Consider the following 1,466-nt stretch of genomic DNA (forward strand, 5'->3'; position numbering starts at 1 on the left):
GCATGTTTGGGTGGTTGTCATAACTTTCGCTCCTGCTTCAAACGGATGCTCAAACCATCCGTTTTTTGTGGGGTTAATTGTAAAATATCTGCCCTCTATATCGGGCGGTAATATGAGGTATACGCCAAATATCTGTCTTTGTAAACAGTTTTTTGGCGTTTGGAGTGATTTTTTTTGGCACGCCCTGAAAAAGAACCTAAAACAGAACTCGCAAAACGATTACGTGAAATAAGACGAGTACTCGGAAATGAAGAACGCGGTGCTTTTGCGCAACGCCTTAATTTACAACGCACTACTCTTGCCAATTATGAAATCGGAGCACACGAACCAACATCCTCAGCAATTAACGCCTATCATAGAGTCTATAACATTAATCCTCATTGGCTCGTTACGGGTGAAGGTGAAATGTTTAGTGACATGGCAAAAGCGAAAGCAGCGGGTTTTAAACCACAAACTATCCCTGCTGGACTCATGAAAAAGCTTGGTCGCATAGCTTATACAACCTATCGCGATGCTAAAATAAAACTCCCCCCTGAAGATATAGCGGAATTAGCGGCAGAGCTTTGTATAAAGTTGCAAGAGCTTGTTCAAGACATCAACGACACGGAAGAAGTCGAAGCGACTTTCTCTCTTCTTAAAATTCATTTAAAGCGTCAAATAGAAGCTGAAAGAGTACATCTAGAAGCTACACAAGATACGGCTTAATGCCTCTCTAAGATGAATGGGGAAATCTCTTTTTAAAATCCTGTAATTTAAAACGAGACTCAATATAAATAAGGAGCATTTTTGGCACGCCCCGAACTAGAACCTAAAACAGAACTAGCAAAACGATTGCGTGAAATACGACACACCCTTGGTTTCACAGAGCGTAAGCAATTTGCTAGACATTTTGAAATTCCCGAAACGACTATGCGCAATTATGAAACGGGTTTACGAGAGCCTCCTGCATCTATACTGCGAATATATAAAGATCGCTGTGGAATATCCTTAGATTGGCTCGTTACGGGTGAAGGTGAAATGTTTAGTAACATGGCAAAAGCGAAAGCAGCTGGTTTTAAAGCACAAACTATCCCTGCTGGTCTCATGAAAAAGCTTGGTCGCATAGCTTATACAACCTATCGCGATGCTAAAATAAAACTCCCCCCTGAAGATATAGCGGAACTCGCGGCGGAACTTTATAGAAAACTGCAAGAGCTTGTTCAAGACATCAACGACATGGAAGAAGTAGAGCTTATTTTACCTCTTCTAAAACTGCATTTAAAGCGTCAAATAGAGGCTGAAAATGCACATCCAGAAACTACATAAGATATAGCTTAATGCCTCTCTAAAATGAAAAATGAAAGTGGAAATCTTTTTACATTAAAAAATTCATATAAATTATTGATAAAAAATACTTTTTACTCAATTTTTAGAGATTTCCACTTATATATGGAAATCTTTTTTGCTTTTTTGGTTATTTTTGGCTG

The 1,466-nt window shown here is 38.9% G+C and carries 2 protein-coding genes; both read left to right on the forward strand.

What is annotated here, in order from left to right:
- The first annotated feature begins 174 nt into the window (after positions 1-174).
- Complete coding sequence (locus ACFINZ_RS09580) at positions 175-705, forward strand: helix-turn-helix domain-containing protein (protein WP_375701403.1); 531 nt, start codon at positions 175-177, stop codon at positions 703-705.
- A gap of 81 nt (positions 706-786) precedes the next feature.
- Positions 787-1,305, forward strand: a complete 519-nt coding sequence (locus ACFINZ_RS09585) for a helix-turn-helix domain-containing protein (protein WP_375701404.1) — start codon at positions 787-789, stop codon at positions 1,303-1,305.
- Positions 1,306-1,466: the final 161 nt, after the last annotated feature.

The sequence above is a fragment of the Bartonella sp. AA81SXKL genome (assembly GCF_042196945.1).
GTDB lineage: Bacteria > Pseudomonadota > Alphaproteobacteria > Rhizobiales > Rhizobiaceae > Bartonella.